This window comes from Terriglobus sp. TAA 43 (assembly GCF_000800015.1).
Taxonomy (GTDB): domain Bacteria; phylum Acidobacteriota; class Terriglobia; order Terriglobales; family Acidobacteriaceae; genus Terriglobus.
This window is the reverse complement of record NZ_JUGR01000001.1, coordinates 1,013,806-1,029,047: the sequence shown is the minus strand read 5'-3', so window position 1 is coordinate 1,029,047 and position 15,242 is coordinate 1,013,806. Positions and strand designations below refer to the sequence as shown.

General features: G+C 56.0%; 13 protein-coding genes. 6 read left to right on the top strand and 7 right to left on the bottom strand.

The window, feature by feature from the left end:
* Nucleotides 1–391: 391 nt before the first annotated feature.
* Both M504_RS04295 and M504_RS04290 read left to right on the top strand, forming a co-directional pair.
* Nucleotides 392–1,102: an esterase family protein gene (locus tag M504_RS04295; protein ID WP_047488377.1), complete on the top strand. Its 711-nt coding sequence runs from the start codon at nucleotides 392–394 to the stop codon at nucleotides 1,100–1,102.
* 48 nt (nucleotides 1,103–1,150) lie between these two features.
* Nucleotides 1,151–2,905, top strand: coding sequence for a VWA domain-containing protein (locus M504_RS04290; protein WP_156993510.1), 1,755 nt, complete (start codon nucleotides 1,151–1,153; stop codon nucleotides 2,903–2,905).
* Nucleotides 2,906–2,957: 52 nt separating this feature from the next.
* Here the strand turns inward: M504_RS04290 and M504_RS04285 are convergent, their stop codons facing one another.
* Nucleotides 2,958–4,400, bottom strand: a complete 1,443-nt coding sequence (locus tag M504_RS04285) for an alpha-L-fucosidase (protein ID WP_198137520.1) — start codon at nucleotides 4,398–4,400, stop codon at nucleotides 2,958–2,960.
* 164 nt (nucleotides 4,401–4,564) lie between these two features.
* Here M504_RS04285 and M504_RS04280 point away from each other — a divergent pair, with 164 nt between their 5' ends.
* The 3 genes from M504_RS04280 to M504_RS04265 all read left to right on the top strand — a co-directional run bounded on the left by M504_RS04280 (nucleotide 4,565) and on the right by M504_RS04265 (nucleotide 7,972).
* Nucleotides 4,565–5,530: a transporter gene (locus tag M504_RS04280; RefSeq protein WP_198137519.1), complete on the top strand. Its 966-nt coding sequence runs from the start codon at nucleotides 4,565–4,567 to the stop codon at nucleotides 5,528–5,530.
* A 140-nt stretch (nucleotides 5,531–5,670) separates the two neighbouring features.
* Nucleotides 5,671–6,201: a hypothetical protein gene (locus tag M504_RS04275; protein ID WP_232296151.1), complete on the top strand. Its 531-nt coding sequence runs from the start codon at nucleotides 5,671–5,673 to the stop codon at nucleotides 6,199–6,201.
* 508 nt (nucleotides 6,202–6,709) lie between these two features.
* Nucleotides 6,710–7,972, top strand: a complete 1,263-nt coding sequence (locus M504_RS04265; protein WP_047488363.1) for a pyridoxal phosphate-dependent aminotransferase — start codon at nucleotides 6,710–6,712, stop codon at nucleotides 7,970–7,972.
* A 148-nt stretch (nucleotides 7,973–8,120) separates the two neighbouring features.
* On the opposite strand, the gene M504_RS21075 is transcribed toward M504_RS04265, so the two are convergent.
* From M504_RS21075 to M504_RS04240, 5 genes are all read right to left on the bottom strand, one after another.
* Nucleotides 8,121–8,996: a hypothetical protein gene (locus M504_RS21075; protein ID WP_052200373.1), complete on the bottom strand. Its 876-nt coding sequence runs from the start codon at nucleotides 8,994–8,996 to the stop codon at nucleotides 8,121–8,123.
* A 290-nt stretch (nucleotides 8,997–9,286) separates the two neighbouring features.
* Nucleotides 9,287–9,439: a 50S ribosomal protein L33 gene (gene rpmG / locus M504_RS04255; RefSeq protein ID WP_047488360.1), complete on the bottom strand. Its 153-nt coding sequence runs from the start codon at nucleotides 9,437–9,439 to the stop codon at nucleotides 9,287–9,289.
* Between the two features lie 9 nt (nucleotides 9,440–9,448).
* Nucleotides 9,449–9,670, bottom strand: coding sequence for a 50S ribosomal protein L28 (gene rpmB / locus M504_RS04250; protein ID WP_047488357.1), 222 nt, complete (start codon nucleotides 9,668–9,670; stop codon nucleotides 9,449–9,451).
* A 372-nt stretch (nucleotides 9,671–10,042) separates the two neighbouring features.
* Nucleotides 10,043–10,807 carry an SDR family NAD(P)-dependent oxidoreductase gene (locus M504_RS04245; protein WP_047488355.1) on the bottom strand — a complete coding sequence of 255 codons (765 nt, stop codon included), beginning with the start codon at nucleotides 10,805–10,807 and terminating at the stop codon, nucleotides 10,043–10,045.
* 63 nt (nucleotides 10,808–10,870) lie between these two features.
* Nucleotides 10,871–11,614 carry a 3-oxoacyl-ACP reductase family protein gene (locus M504_RS04240; RefSeq protein WP_047488353.1) on the bottom strand — a complete coding sequence of 248 codons (744 nt, stop codon included), beginning with the start codon at nucleotides 11,612–11,614 and terminating at the stop codon, nucleotides 10,871–10,873.
* 181 nt (nucleotides 11,615–11,795) lie between these two features.
* On the opposite strand from M504_RS04240, the gene M504_RS04235 reads away from it, so the two are divergent.
* Nucleotides 11,796–12,728, top strand: a complete 933-nt coding sequence (locus tag M504_RS04235; RefSeq protein WP_047493420.1) for a LysR family transcriptional regulator — start codon at nucleotides 11,796–11,798, stop codon at nucleotides 12,726–12,728.
* Between the two features lie 75 nt (nucleotides 12,729–12,803).
* On the opposite strand, the gene M504_RS04230 is transcribed toward M504_RS04235, so the two are convergent.
* Nucleotides 12,804–15,200, bottom strand: a complete 2,397-nt coding sequence (locus M504_RS04230; RefSeq protein WP_052200370.1) for an arylsulfatase — start codon at nucleotides 15,198–15,200, stop codon at nucleotides 12,804–12,806.
* Nucleotides 15,201–15,242: the final 42 nt, after the last annotated feature.

Sequence of the window (15,242 nt, the reverse complement as noted above, 5' to 3'; positions counted from 1 at the left end):
GGTGCACAGGGCAGCGGAAATTGCGCAATGTCTGCCACCGACGGCGGTGCGCGCAACACATTCCAACCTATCTATTGTGGGCTATTGGGGCTAAAAATACAAGAAGGGGATGGGTAAGATCCTCCATAAACCGTCATTCCGATATCTTTTCACGTTGCTGAACACGGGCTTCTTGGCCCCTGCACGTTAAAAAATCGCGGATGAGGCCGAAGCAGCAACCTGCCAGAGTCGTTAGAAGGTATTCACCGTTATAGCGAAACCCATCGAGTATTCTTCCTGCGAAGGATGCCAGACGATTCGTCTTTCCGCGCCGTAAGTGCGTCCGAAGACTGTACTATGCGTCCATATCGATAGAGCACGGCATCCCACCTACTACCCGGAGGGCCGCACCATGCACCGCGAATACCACGTCGACTACTCCCAGTCCCTGGGGCGTTCCATGGAGTGGCTGGTCTTTGGGCAGGATGGTTTGCCGGTGATTGTTTTTCCTACCTCCCGTGGCCGGTTTTACGAATTTGAAGATCAGGGAATGGTAGGTGCGCTGGAGAGCAAGATCAATCGCGGCCAAATTCAACTATGGTGCGCTGATTCGGTCAACCACGAGAGCTGGTTTTCCGACGGTGCTGAGGGAAGTTGGTGTGTTGCACGGCATCTGCAGTATGAGCATCACATTTTGGACGAACTGCTTCCGTACATCCGGACGCGCAATCGGAACAAGATGCTGGCGGCGATGGGATGCTCCTTCGGCGGGTTTCACAGCATGAGCATGGCTCTGCGCCATCCGGACAAGATCAATGCGGCGCTGTCCATGGGCGGTGCGTTTGATGTTGGTCGCTTCCTCCACGGCTACTATTGCGACGACCTGTACTTCACGCTGCCTATGGATTTTCTTCCAAACCTGCACGATCACTGGTATCTGGATCGCTATCGTCACAACACTTATATTCTGGCGACAGGACACCACGACCAGTACTGGAATGACAATGAGCGCCTGGCAGCAATCATGCGTAACAAGGACGTTCCTGTGCGGTTGGATGTGTGGGGAGACAACACGGGGCACGACTGGCCGTGGTGGCGCCGGATGGTGCAAACCTACGTCTGAAGCGTTGTTGGCGATGTGTGCTTCAATGTTCCACACAAAGGAACGTTCATGCCGCGCGCGCTCAAATACCTTGCAGCATTTATTGTCATGCCTCTACTGGCGCAGAAGCCTTCCACTGACACGCCAACTCTAAAGACAGCAGCACGACTTGTTCTGGTCGACGTTGTGGTTACCGATCACAACGGCAAGGTGGTTCATGGCCTGAAGGCAACGGATTTTCGCCTGACGGAAGACAATGCGCCACAGGTGCCACGTAACTTTGAAGAACACGTCGCTGGTTCATCGGATCAGGTGGCCAGGATTCAGATGCCCCCCGGCATGTTCACAAACTTCACGACGACACCGCCGGATAACGTAACCAACATCCTGCTGATTGACCGCCTCAATACCGATCAGATCGATCAAGTCCATCTGCACCGGCAATTAGTGACGTTTCTGAAAGGGGCCACTAACGGCACGCGCATCGGCATTTTCGTTCTCGGATCGCAGCTTTCCATGTTGCAGGGACCTATAACGGACCTGACAAAACTGCGCGCCGTGATGCAGTCCGCTAGAACAAGGGAAACAATCCTGAAGCCCGACCAACTGCACGACTCCTTTGCTGACCAGATGGAGAATATGGGTGCATCTCCGGCGGTCGTGGCATCACTGCGACAGTTTGAAGCTCAAACGAATGCGAATCAGTTGGATCTTCGCGTGAAGTTGACACTGGCAGCTATGAACCAGTTGGGCCGCTATCTCTCTGGCCTACCAGGACGTAAGAATCTGGTATGGCTCTCGGGCTCGTTCCCACTGAATGTCTTTCCCAGCAGTATTCAGTTACCCGACAATCCCTTCGTTACCATGGCAAACTACGAATCCGAACTTCGTAAGACAACCAGTCTGCTGGCGCAGGCACAGGTCGCAGTCTACCCAGTGGGTGCCGCTGGGCTGCGTGTATCACCTGTCTTTGAAGCAGAGAACAACAAGAGCTATGCGAATCGCTTGCATAGCTCTCAACCCAGCCGCGCTGCAATCGATAATTCGGATTTTCAGGCGACCATTGTTGCCGAAAACGACACGATGAACCAAATGGCAGAATCCACCGGAGGACGGGCCTTTCACGACACGAATGGTCTTGCCGAGGCTGTCGCTTCCGCGCTCACAGATGGCGCCGATTACTACACGCTGACGTACACCCCGACGAATACAAAGACTGATGGTGGCTATCGCAAGATCAAGCTACAGCTTGCGAATTCCGCCTACACGTTGCGTTACCGGCGTGGCTACTTTGCGTCATCTACCAACGTTGCGGCACAAACTTCTGCGGCCATGCTTGGAGCAACTTCACTTGGTGCACCTGAACCGACGGAGATATTCCTGAAGTCGGCGGTCTTCCCGGCTAGTGCAGGCAATCCGGAAGAAGCTGAGGCAGCTCCCCACAATCTTCTGGCAGCCAATGTTGCCGGCCCATTCCAGCGCTACACGATCGACACCATTGTGAACCCCACTGACTTGGCGTTCGAACACGGCGACGACGATAACGTCCGCGCCAGCTTTGATGTTGCCGTGCTTGTATACAGTGCCGAGGGCGTGTTGATGAATCACTTGATCAACCAGCTTCACGCGTCTGCCACGCAGCAGGAGTTGCAGAAGGACATGCAGCAGGGGATCCAGTTTCACGAGGAGATCAGTGTTCCCGCCAAGGGAGATTATTTTCTGCGCATTGTGGTGCATGACGTCGCAACGGACAAGATGGGCGCGATCGAAGTACCAATCGATAGCGTCCGCACACTTACTCCGTTACATGCTGCGGAAAAATAAGAAATCGCCAGTAAGCAGAGCGCTTACTGGCGAGTCATCTTCCGTGAGCGAATTACTTCGCTGTCTTCAACACCACGACACTTGCGATCGGGTCGATTGCGTTCGCTGGTAGTGTCACGTCCACCGAGTCACCGTTCTGCTTGAACGTGAGCGGCTTCTTCGTCGCAAGCAGATAGGCGCCAGTGACCTTGCGCGGCATCTTGTCCAGGTGCAGCGTGGTGCCGGGCCACTTGAAGATTTCTATGTAGACCTTGTCAGCCTTGGTGGTAGAGCGCCATTCCCACGACGGAATCCACTTGGGCTGCTTGGTCTTCTCGTTGATCTCCGTTTTGCTGAAGCTACCTGCTTCCGGCCCGAAGAGTGTGGGCGAGGTGCCATAGATGGCTTCGCCATTCACGCTCATCCACTTGCCCACTTGTTGCAGGCGTTCTACTTCTGCAGAAGGAACAATGCCATGCGAGTCTGGTCCAATGTTCAGCAGGTAATTGCCGCCCTTGCTGGCGATATCGACCAGATTGCGCACCAGCGTTTCGGTGGACTTGAAGTTGTTGTCGTACGACTTGTAGCCCCATGTGTCGTTCATGGTCATGCACGATTCCCAGTCGCGACCGGGATATCCCTGCGGCGGAATGAACTGTTCGGGTGTTTCCGTATCACCTTGATACTTTCCTCCAAGGCGGTTGTTCCAGATCAGTTTCGGGTATTTGTTAAGAAGCTTAACGATCTCCGCGGAACGCTCCGGCGTCATCGCATCTCCAGGAGTGTCAAACCACACAACTACGGGATAGTCCTTGTAATTCGTCAGCAGTTCCGTCAACTGCGGAATGGCTTTCTTGTGCAGGTATTCATCAAAGCTGCCATCCTGCGCCTTGTCCCAATGATGTGTCTTGGGGTCGTGTCCGGGACGCATCGACGCTCCACCACCGGGCGCTGTCCAGTCCTGCGACTGCGAATAATAGAAGCCGAGCTTCACACCCTGCTTGCGGCACTCTTCTGCGAGTTCTTTCAATGGATCGCGATGGAATGGAGTGGCGGCAACGATGTTGAAGGGATCGGCCTTGGAGTCGAACATCGCGAAGCCATCATGATGCTTTGATGTGATGACGATGTATTTCATGCCTGCGGCTTTTGCCAGCGCGACGATGTCGTGTGCGTTGAAGCCCGTGGGATTGAATTGTGACGCGAGCGCCTTGTAATCAGCTACCGGGATGCTGGCGTTGTTCATGATCCATTCGCCAATGCCGGGAATCTGTTTGCCATTCCACGTGCCTGCGGGGATGGAGTATAGGCCCCAGTGAATAAACATGCCGAAGCGTGCGTCGCGCCACCATGCCATGCGTGCATCGCGTTGTGCGGGCGTTTCCGTGTCCTGGATGGCCTTTACAGGATGGTTCACACTTGCGGTGTCGATTCGCGATCCTTCAAGCTGTGCCTGTGCACACACACTCAAAGCTGCTACACATCCCGCTGCAACCACTGACTTCCAACGCATCATTCTGACCGTTCTCCCTGGCATCAAGCTTGAGGTTCGCAACGGCAAAAGCCAGCGTGCAAACCCCGGAGGATTGTAATGCGCACCTGCAGGAACTGACAGTTGTTTCAAATTACAGGGCGCGGTCTGCTTGATGCAGAGGATTTGAGATGCACAGAGACGCGTCCTTGACGAGGAATAGGGTATTTGCAACGAGCGTGCGTACAGAAGCGCGCCTCGCATTCCTGACCACTGCCTTGGCGATTTCGCTCTTTGTGTCATGTGCCGGGGCGCAGCAGGTCGGCCACTACATCGGTGGGTTTACTGGCCTGGACAATGGCACATCCGCGCCCCCGGGATTTTATGCGGCGGGATTCGGGCTTGTAGAACCGGTGAGCAGCATCAAGGGGCCCAATGGCAATACCGTGTTGAAGCCGGACATTAATGTGGGCGGAGCGATTGCTGCGTATAGCTATATATCGCAGAAGAAAATATTGGGCGGCGAGTATGGCGTGGCCTTCATGGTGCCCGTGCTCAATACTCGCTTCAACTCGAACTTGTTTGATAAATCGGCGCAGTCGGCCGGTGTCTCCGATATCTTGTTTGAGCCAGTGAACCTTGGATGGGCGAAGGGTGCTGCAAACTACACGCTGAACTATGCCTTTTATGCACCCACGGGAGACTTTGATCCAAGTTCCCCGCTGAATCCAGGACTGGGCTTCTGGGAGCATCAGGTTTCGGGCGGCATGTCTATCAGTCTGGATAAGAAGAAACTGTGGAATGCATCTGCGCTTACCATCTGGGAATTCAATCATTCGAAGCTGGGTGAAGATTTAAAGCCTGGGCCGATTTTCAATGGCGAATATAGTTTTGGCCATCGGTTTTTCAAGTACCAGATGAATGCTGGATTCGTTGGCTACGCTTCGCAGAAACTATCGGCTGATACGGGGTCTGCGGTGAGTCCTCTGACGCGAGGCTATCGCGATCGTGGATTCGGTGCGGGGGGTGAATGGAAGTTCACTGATATCAAACACCGCCTAGCTTATGACGTCCGCTTTGAACAGCAGTATGGCATGCAGCTACGAACATCCGGACGTATTGTCGTTTTCAGCATCACGTATCTCAAACTGACACCGCCAAGACCTTCCAAGTAGTCCATCGCAACAACCCTATTTCGGATTAGCCTCCTGCACTCGTTGACTGTGCAGGAGGCGGTTTTGTCTTTGCAGTAGAAAGGTTGATGTTCCAGCAACGCGATAGAGTCGTACATGCATCACTTGGACAGGAGTAGGCAGTGAAGTTGTTGGCGATGGTTGCGTTGGGAATGGTTACGCTGGCTCATGCACAGCAGCAGGCAGGCGCTTCCGGTGGTATTGCCGTGGCTCCTGTGCCGCAATCTTCTACTGCGATTCCAGTTCCGGAGAGCGCAGCACCCTACTCACATTCTTTCCGCATTCGTTTGCTGGATGGCCGCAACGGTAGTCCTATTGCGGGCGGACACGTCAAGCTGTGGTACGACGAACCGTCCGGCAACGGATACATCCTGGCGACCAATGGGCGTGGCGTTGCTCTGATGCCGGCTCCGATTGGAGAGCCCGTGCGCATCCTTGTGCGTAGCGATGGTGCAGTAGATTGCCGGCGTGCTCAACGCTATGGTCCGCCGGTTGGCTACAACCTTGCCGATATCGCGGCGAAGGGAATTGCTGCAGAGAATACCTGTGGTGATGCCGCTACGCGCGCAACTCCTGGTGAACTGATTTTGTTCGTTCGAGCAGAACGATGGTACGAAAAGCTGAATCAGAATCCCCGAGTCGATGTGCCCTGAAAGAACTCCTCTTGCGTTGGATTGCCGGGAATTTGATCGCGGGCTCCGCAATAGCGACGCCGATTTCGCGCACACCGAGATGGTTTGGATACCAAACTAATTTCTTTTGGGACTGCGAGCGATCTGCTTCGACGTAGACGCATACGACGTTTTGAAGGCTCCTATCTATGTCGTCGAGCATTCGTTTATGCAGTGAAATCAACCACATGCGCATCTGCAGCGGCGGGTGAGTGGTGACGGAATGTGCTCGCAAAAGAGCGAAACTTCACTGCGGGCAGAACGCCAGTTTGTAAGGAAAGTGAACTTTCCAGAAAATTTTTTAGAAATCCCTCTCCACGAATCGCCGGATTCACGCTATTGTGATTACACATCGACATACAAATCAGCCGTCCTGTGTGTCGGAGTCCGCTTCAAACACAGGTTTTCTTTGCAAACGCAGAGCCGCGTTGGCTTCACCGACGTGTACCTCCGATTCGAACACCGCAGTTCACCCTGAGGAGAGTCGTAAATGGATTTGAAGAACTTCGCTTCCGCCCAGCAGTACTTTTCCCGTCGTTCGTTCATGCGTAACGCGGGTATCGCATCGGCTGCAGCTGCAGCGATGCCGTCCTTTGCAAAAGCCATGAGCCAGCAGGCTGCCGCACAGGCTCCGGTAGATGGCCCGAACGGCCGTCAGCGTGGTGGCATGCGCATGCCGATGGCTGCTGACACCGTCATCATTTCCTCTAACGAGAATCCGCTTGGACCGGCTCCCGTCGCGTTGGAAGCGATCGGTGCTGCTGCCAAGAAGGGTGGCCGCTATGACCGTGAATACTCTTCTGCAATGACGAAGGCCATCAGCGATCAGTTCCAGCTCAAGCCCGGTTACGTTCGCGTGTACCCAGGTTCGGGTGGTCCGCTGGATCTCGCACTGTATTCCAACATCGGTCCGGATAAGCCGCTCGTTGTGGGCGATCCTTCGTATGAGCAGGGCTTCCGCGCTGCAGCGACTTGTAAAGCCAAGTGTCATATGATCCCGCTCGACAAGACGACTTACAAGTATGACGTGAAGGCGATGCTCGCTGCCGACCCCAAGCCCGGCGCCTACTACATCGTGAATCCCAACAATCCCACCGGCACCATCACTCCGAAGGAAGACATCGCCTGGCTGGTAAAGAACAAGCCTGCGGGTTCCGTCGTGATCGTGGATGAGGCCTACCACCACTTCTCCAATCAGGATTCGGTACTCGATCTGGTCGCGCAGGATCAGGACATTATCGTGCTGCGCACGTTCTCCAAGATCTACGGTATGGCTGGCGTTCGCGCAGGCTTCGCCTTCGGTCGTCCTGACCTGCTGGCACGCTTCGAGAATGTCACCGTTAACAATCGCCAGATTGGTTCCATCTCGCTGACCTCGGCCTCCGCTGCCGCAGCCAGCCTGACCGATCCGAACCTGGTGCCGCTGCGTCGCAAGATCAACCGCGACGTACTGGACGACACCCTGGCGTTCCTCCAGAAGAACAACTACACCTTTGTACCGGGTGCCCAGGCCAATATGTTCATGGTGGACGTGAAGCGGCCGGGTATGGAAGTGCAGAAGATGATGATGCAGGAGAAGGTGGCGATCGGTCGTGTATGGCCCATCATGCCTACTTACGTTCGCGTCACCGTTGGCACACCGGACGAGATGAAGAAGTTCCAGGTGGCGTTCCACAAGGTGATGAACGAACCGACAGTCGCGCATGCGATGCTGCATGAGTACGACATTCCGCACGAGCTTGATCGTGCGTAACCCTGCTACTTGCAGGTGATAAGAAGAAGCCCCGACGATTGCAGCGTCGGGGCTTCTTCTTTTGTTCGGTAGTAGGAAGGATCACCCGGTGGGTGGCCCTTTGTAATGGGGGAGGGGTGTGGGGTTGCCGCCGTGTCAAGTGGGCTTATTAGCGCACCTTGATGGATGAGCGGAGGGTGAAGCTGACCACGCTCTCTGCGGGGATGGTGACATCACGGCTTCCGGTATAGGCTCCGGCTGCTGTGCCTGCACCCGCACCTGCCAGACCACCGATGAGGGCACCTTTGCCACCACCGGCCAGACCGCCGATGAGGGCGCCTGCGCCTGCGCCGCCACCGATGAAGCCGGCAGAGCGTTTGCCGCGACCCTTAGCCACAGCAACGTACTCGCTGGTCTGGACGCTGTGGTTGCCGATGGCAGTCAGAGCGATGCCGAGGTTACCCTCGCCCTTGATGCGGCCACGGCCCTTGGCGCTGGTGATCTCGCCCTTGACCGCTGTTCCGCGCGGGAAGGCCGTAACACCCTTGACGACGATGGCGCTGTTGAGGGAGCCGGAGAACGGCGTTCCTACTCCACCGCTATGTTCTGCCGAGAGGGACTCGGTGGTGCGGATGGTCACGGTGATGCCGGAGGGGACTATCAGTGGTGCGGGTTCCGGTGGAGGTGCAGGTGCCGCTGCAACCGCCGGAGCGGCTGGTGTTGCTACCGGAGCGACGGGCGTCGTGGCGACAGGCGCGGGCACCGGAACTGCGGCGGGTGTGGTGGCTGTAGCCGGCGCTGGTGTTCCGGTGGATGGGTTCACCGGTGTACCGGTTGCCGGGGAGATGGGAGCGCTGCCGTTGCCCACCGCTACGACGGTGGAACCTACGGGCAGGGGTTTACCGGGAGGAATGACCTGTGTGGTGCCGTCGGGCAGGCGGACTGTGGTTGCGCCAGTTGCACTGGCATCGTTCGAATGGCAGCCCGCAAGCAGGCCGATGGAAAGTGTGGCACAGAGTGCAAAGGAACGAACAGATGCTGGCATCCGGATGGACCTCCTGAACCAACCGCTTCGTGCTGGGGGATAGCGCGGTGTCAATACCGTGAGATGCATACTGGCGGTTCGTGTCGCCTCTAAGCTGCAGGATTTCCACTCATCGGAGACAACCCGCTGGTTTCTATGGAGATTGCAGGAGCGTGTGAAGCACCGTGCTCAGCCTCCGTTGAAGGATGGGAGTCTCGTGGTGGAAGCTTGCGATGCCATGCGGAAACACGAATGCCGCGAACCATTCGGTATCGCGGCATCAGTTTCCTGGTACGAGTTGCGAAGTAGAGTTAGATCTTGGCTTCGCGGTAGGAAACGTGCTTGCGCACGACCGGATCGTACTTCTTGAACTCCAGCTTAGCGCTGGTGGTCTTGGGGTTCTTGCTGGTGGTGTAGAAGTGACCGGTGCCAGCGGAGGAGACGAGCTTGATGAGGGTACGCATGTTTGTGTCTTATCCCTTCGCCTGGAGCAGAGCGGCGTCAGCGCCGATCTTGTTAATGATGCGCAGACCACGCGCGGACACGCGCATACGCACAAACTTCTTCTCTGAAGGAACCCAAATGCGCTTCCACTGCAGGTTCGGCTCCCAGCGACGACGCGTCTTGTTATTCGCGTGCGACACTTTGTTTCCGCTCATCGGACGCTTGCCGGTGATGGGGCATACCTTTGCCATGACGATCTCCTGATGCCGGGTCCGATGTTTCAGACCAACCCTACGATTATGTCAGATTTTGACCAGATTTGCACGGAATTCTGCGATGAAGTTTGTGGAATCTGATTGGGTGCGTGGTATACCCACCCCCTCCCCCTTGTTTTCTAAAATCGTCTTTCTATTGGGGTTACGGATTGGGTGGCTGTAAAATCGTCTGCCCATTGGGTTTAGAGGCAAAATCGTCTTTCTAAACGAGTTAGGGCCGCGCTCGGCGCGGCCCCTTTCTCTTCTGTTTCTATTCTAGTCGTTCGGCGGAAATACCATGCCAACTGTATTTCTTTTGGTTTGTTGGGGTTGAGTCGGTTTGGGGCTTGACAGCCATTTCCGGCACCGCTACAACTTCGATCCGCCATCCACGGGGATGCTGGCACCAGTGATCCAGCGAGCAGCGTCAGAGGCCAGGAAGGCGACTACGTCGGCTACGTCTTCCGGTTTGCCGATGCGTTTGAGCGCCTGCATTTGGAGGGTGATCTCTCTTCCGGCTTCTGTCTTTGTAAAGTTCGACATATCCGTGTCGATCACACCCGGCGCTACGGCATTGACGCGAATGCCCTGTGGGCCCAGCATGGCAGCCCAATTCTTCACCAGGGTTTCGAGTGCTCCCTTGGTGGAGGCGTAGGCGAGGATCGAAGGCTTGTCCGGTGCGAGATTGCCGACGACCTCGCGAGCCACGACGGAAGTGATGGCGATGACACTTGAACCTTCGCGAAGGAACGGGAGCAGTTGCTGGACGAGCAGAAATGGTCCGCGAACGTTTGTCGCAAAGAGAGCGTCAAGATCCTCTGCGCTGTAGTCGGCGATGCGTGCCGCCTTGCTGATACCCGCGTTCAAAACCACGATGTCGAGGTGGCCTTCGGTGAGTGAACCCACCTGCGTTGCAATCTGGGCTGCTCCGCTAGGCGTAGCCAGGTCCGATGCCAAGGCCTCCGCCTGTCCGCCTTTGGAACGGATGGCTGCGACAACCGATTCGGCTTCCTGTGCGGACCGACCGTAGTGAACGAGAACGCGCGCGCCAGCCTCAGCGAGGGCAATGGCTGTGGCGCGTCCGATTCCTCTTGAAGCGCCTGTTACGAGAGCAACCTTGTTCTTCAATATCATTTGCGATTCCGTTGAAACAGTTCAGCGGCCTCCAGACTCGATGCCTGATGAGGCCGCTGTTTACTAAGCGTTGGTACCACCATCTACGGTCAAATTCGCTCCGGTGATGTAGGACGATTCCGAACTGGCGACAAATGCGACGAGAGCTGCGACCTCGTCCACATGTCCGTAGCGCTTGAGACCTGTGACAGCGATCTGAGGTGTTGCCCAGTCGCCATCTGCGGGATTGAGATCGGTGTCGATGGGGCCGGGCTGCACGTTGTTGACGGTGATACCGCGCGTACCAACCTCTCGCGATAAGCTTTGCGCGAACATTTTCACGGCGCCCTTTGTTGCTGCATACGCAGCCAGCCCAGGCGTGAGGTTTCGCTCTCCGACACACGAGCCGACCATGATGATGCGGCCGTTGTCATTCATGCGTTTCAATGCTGCCTGGGTGGTGACGAAGACGCCGCGGATATTGAGGTTGATGACATGTTCCATCTCTTCCAGCGATGTCTCTTCGAATGGCTTCGGGATTGCCGTGCCGGCGTTGTTGACGAGGATGTCGAGCTTGCCGAGTTCGCTTACTGCTTTTTCAACCGCTGCCACGCTTGCTTCGGGATTGACTGCGTCTGCCTGAATTGCGATGGCCTTTCCGCCTGCGTCCTGAATCGCTTTGACCACGACAGCAGCCGCGTTCGCGTCCTTTGCGTAGGTGATGGCTACGCTGGCTCCATCGGAAGCGAGACGTTTGGCAATTGCAGCGCCGATGCCGCGTGATCCGCCTGTGACCAGCGCGATCTTTCCTTCAAGAGAATGAGGCATGTTCCTTACCTTTCTGATAACCCGTGATGTCCTTCAAGATCAGGAGAAAGCGAGAGACCCTGAGTTTCAGGGGCAAGACCGCCATTATCCAAGGACCTGTTTTGCAAAAATAGCGCCGAAACGTCGCCAGAGGAATTGCTTTGTAGGCTGAGGGGCTATGCTTTTTGTGCAGAGGTGGCACTTGGAACTGAGACATCTCCGATACTTCGTTGCGGTGGCAGAAGCGCGAAGTCTGAAGCTGGCAGCCGAAAACAAGCTGAACACAACACAGCCTTCGCTTAGCCGCCAGATTCGTGACCTGGAAGAGGAGGTCGGCGCTTCGCTTTTTGTAAGAGGATCGAAGGGCGTTGAGCTAACTCCGGCGGGCCGAGTGTTTCTGGACCATGCGCGCGTAATGCTTTCGCAGGCTGAAGTCGCGGTGCAATCGGCGCGGCAAATTGCCTATCCGACGAAGCCGTCGTTTGCTTTGGGATTCATGATTGGCCATGACACCACGTGGTTACCGGGTGCGCTCAGGCTTCTTCGGGATGATCTGCCGAATATTCATATCGTGATTTCGACACAGAACTCTCCACAGCTTGCCACCGCTCTTTTACACGGCGGGATTGACGTGGCGTTTCTACGCAGAGAAGACGGCAGCGATGACCTGGCTTTCAGAACTTTGGTGGATGAGCCATTCGAAGTTTTTCTACCTGCAGATCATCCTCTTGCGGCCAAGAGCGCGGTCAGTCTCGCGGATATTGCGAATCAAACATTTATCAGTGTTTCCGGGACCGCTCTCAGCATCTCAGGCAAACAGCCTGCTCTACGTCGCGCGATTGATCGATTCATGCATGAGAATGACATGGAGATACGGCCCAGCCATGAGGTCGACAATCTGGGTGGCGTGGTGTCGCTGATTGCGTCGACCCGTGGCATTGCTCTGCTGCCCGTGTATGCGAAGACCTTTCTTCCTGATGCGGTGACGACTCGCCCGCTGGAGGGAAGCGGCCCCAAAATCGATCTTTCGATCGGTTATCGCAAAGCGAATCCGTCTCCCATTCTGAAAGTGTTCCTGTCGCGCTTGAATGAACTAACGGCCGACGTCGCAGCGCAGGCCAGAGTCGACAGGTAATGATCAGGCGATGGTGAGGCGGGGGTGAGCGGTTCAGGGAATTGTTCGTTCTTCTCCCAAGAACCGCTCGTGTGTTTATTCGTGTGATCCGGCGAATGCCGTGTGCATTTCGTGCAGTTTGGTTTCGTCGGCTGGGCTGAGCTTCATGGGTCCCAACTGAATGTCGACACGGTCGATTTTGCCAGTGAAGGGGTATGGCGGTTTATAGGTATCTGTCACCGGTGAGCCGGTGTCGGAGCCGACACCGAATGTGTCGATACCGAAGCGGCCAGCTACCGTGTTCTCAATGCGCGTTTTGCCGACGACTTTCTTGTTGATGGCAATCGTTACTTCGCCGCCTTTGCCGAGACCGCCTCCGTCATAAGCGAACTCCATGGTGACCGTGGATTTGCCAACTGGCAGTGGAATACTTGATACGAGATTGGTTCGTACTCGCTCGAAGTAGTTGTAGTGGTAGACGAGCCTGCCCTTTTGTACATACAGCGCGAAGCCCGCTGATTTACCGCCTTCCGCTACGATGACACCTTCGCCGCCTCTTGCTGGCATCTCGATGACAGCAGTGATGCGATGGGAGCGATTCTTCGTGTTGGGCGCAGCCGTTTCAGGAAGACGCGATGCGTTGGCGTAATAAGTGAACTTTGTTCGGTTTGGATCGGCGCCGCCGGGCGAGGGCTTGGGAACAGACAGGCGCTCTGCACCGCGATCGTCGAACGGATAGACATGGTTCTTGCGGGCCTCTTCGTCGAAGATTTTCTTCATCTTCGCGAGCCTTGCGGGATATCGGGCTGCGAGGTCGTTGGCTTCGCTGTAATCTTCGTCGAGGTTGTAGAGTTCCCAGCGATCCTTCTCCCAATGACCCGGCGCTACGTCCTGTCGCCATGGCAGCGTGTGTTGCGCGCAGGCGATCCATCCTTTGTCGTAGATGGCGCGGTTGGTGAAGATTTCGAAGTACTGGCGTTCGCGCACGGGCTTCGCGTCTGGGCTAGCGAAGGTGGACGCGATGGAAACACCGTCCATTGGTTTCTGTTTTACGCCATCGACTGATTTGGGTTGAGGGATGCCAGCTACATTGAGAATCGTTGGCACCACGTCGATGAGGTGTGTGAACTGGGTTCGTACTCCTCCGTGGTCTTTGATCTTTGCTGGCCACGCTACGACCATTGGGTTGCGCGATCCACCCAAGTGCGATGCGACCTGTTTCACCCACTGGAATGGTGCGTTGCCAGACCATGCCCATCCGAGCGGATAGTGCGGTTCGGTGTCGGGGCCACCGATGTCTTTGAGGATTTTCATGTTCTCTTGAAGGCTGGAAGGTATGCCGTTGAGGTTCATCACCTCATTCACGGTTCCGGAGAAGCCGCCTTCTGAGCTGGCGCCGTTATCACCCACGATGAAGAAGATCAGCGTGTTATCGGCATCCGGTAATTCCTGCACTGCCTTGAGCAATCGTCCGCACTCGTGATCAGTGAAGGAGAGGTAACCGGCGTAGTTTTCCATGAATGCGGCGTAGAGTTTCTTCTCGTTTTTGGAGAGCGAATCCCATGGCTCGACCCACTCGGGGCGCGGGGTGAGTTCGGTATCGGGCGGGATGACGCCTAGTTTGAGTTGGCGTTTATACGTTGCTTCGCGCACTGCGTCCCAGCCCGCGTCGAACTTGCCTTTGAACTTGGCCTTCCACTCTTTGGGCGAGTGATGTGGTGCGTGGGCGGCGCCGGGTGCGAAATAGCAGAAGAATGGCTTCTGCGGTGCGACTGATTTTCCGTAGTGGATCCAGTTGATAGCGCGGTCCGTCATGTCGGTGAGGAAGTGATAGCCCTCTTCGGGTGACTTGCCCGGTTCTACGGCGACTGTGTTTTCGAACAGCACGGGGTAGTACTGATTCGTTTCGCCGCCGATGAAGCCATAGAAGTAATCGAACCCCATGCCGGTGGGCCAGCGATCGAATGGTCCGGCGACGCTACTCTCCCAGTCGGGGGTGTTGTGATTCTTGCCGAACCAGCCGGTGTTATAGCCGTTGCCCTTGAGGAGTGCGCCTACTGTGGCAGTGCTCTTCGGGATCATGTTGTTGTAGCTGGGAAAGCCCGTAGCCCACTCTGCGAGAAAACCGACGCCGCAGTTGTGATGGTTGCGCCCTGTGAGGAGTGCAGCGCGTGATGGTCCGCAGATGGCGGTTGTGTGGAAGCGGTTGTAGCGAAGACCACGAGAGGCCAGCCTGTCGAGTGAAGGCGTAGGAACCGGACCGCCGAATGTGCTGACCTGGCCAAAGCCTACGTCGTCAAGAAGGATGACGAGCACGTTAGGCGCGCCATCCGGTGGCTTAGGTACCTGCGGCCAATCCGGTATGGAGTTGACATAGGTCTTGGCGACAACGCCTTTGAACTTCGATTCAGGTAAGGGAAGAGAGGACCGGTCGACCTGATCCTTCGTTGCGGTGCGTTTACGGGCGACGCTTTTTTTCTTGGCAACTGCCATGACTAAGATCCCTTTCGTTTGGACTGAATCGCCGCTTGATTT

Excerpts from the sequence above, each read along its gene's own strand:
- rpmB (WP_047488357.1), bottom strand. The coding sequence starts at position 9,670 with ATGGCAAAGGTATGCCCCATCACCGGCAAGCGTCCGATGAGCGGAAAC.
- M504_RS04295 (WP_047488377.1), top strand. The coding sequence starts at position 392 with ATGCACCGCGAATACCACGTCGACTACTCCCAGTCCCTGGGGCGTTCC.
- M504_RS04265 (WP_047488363.1), top strand. The coding sequence starts at position 6,710 with ATGGATTTGAAGAACTTCGCTTCCGCCCAGCAGTACTTTTCCCGTCGT.
- M504_RS04290 (WP_156993510.1), top strand. The coding sequence starts at position 1,151 with ATGCCGCGCGCGCTCAAATACCTTGCAGCATTTATTGTCATGCCTCTA.
- rpmG (WP_047488360.1), bottom strand. The coding sequence starts at position 9,439 with ATGCGTACCCTCATCAAGCTCGTCTCCTCCGCTGGCACCGGTCACTTC.
- M504_RS04230 (WP_052200370.1), bottom strand. The coding sequence starts at position 15,200 with ATGGCAGTTGCCAAGAAAAAAAGCGTCGCCCGTAAACGCACCGCAACG.
- M504_RS04285 (WP_198137520.1), bottom strand. The coding sequence starts at position 4,400 with ATGATGCGTTGGAAGTCAGTGGTTGCAGCGGGATGTGTAGCAGCTTTG.
- M504_RS04245 (WP_047488355.1), bottom strand. The coding sequence starts at position 10,807 with ATGATATTGAAGAACAAGGTTGCTCTCGTAACAGGCGCTTCAAGAGGA.
- M504_RS04240 (WP_047488353.1), bottom strand. The coding sequence starts at position 11,614 with ATGCCTCATTCTCTTGAAGGAAAGATCGCGCTGGTCACAGGCGGATCA.
- M504_RS21075 (WP_052200373.1), bottom strand. The coding sequence starts at position 8,996 with ATGCCAGCATCTGTTCGTTCCTTTGCACTCTGTGCCACACTTTCCATC.